1 protein-coding gene is annotated in these 251 nt (G+C 46.6%); it reads right to left on the bottom strand.

Annotation, left to right across the window (positions count from 1 at the left end):
* The coding region (locus MTBPR1_RS17875; protein WP_131813978.1) for an IS3 family transposase at positions 1–251 on the bottom strand (251 nt) is incomplete at both ends.

Raw genomic sequence — 251 nt, 5'->3', positions numbered from 1 at the left:
TGTCTCTTGTAGCCGCGTTGTGAGCGGATACCTTCAATTTTCATAATTCGATATACTCGGTGTTTGCCACAGACTTCGCCCCAATCTCTCAAATCTTTGGTAATGTTGCGATACCCATAAGAAGTCCCACTTTCAAGCCACGACTGTTTAATCAAGCCTGACAGCCTTTTGTCTTCAATCGCACGCTGACTTAAGGGCTGCTTGAGCCATGCGTAGAAACCACTGCGATGGAAACCAATCACACGGCATAG

Origin of the sequence: Candidatus Terasakiella magnetica (assembly GCF_900093605.1) — a bacterium.
Lineage (GTDB): Bacteria > Pseudomonadota > Alphaproteobacteria > Rhodospirillales > Terasakiellaceae > Terasakiella > Terasakiella magnetica.
This window is presented reverse-complemented; position numbering and strand designations above follow the sequence as displayed.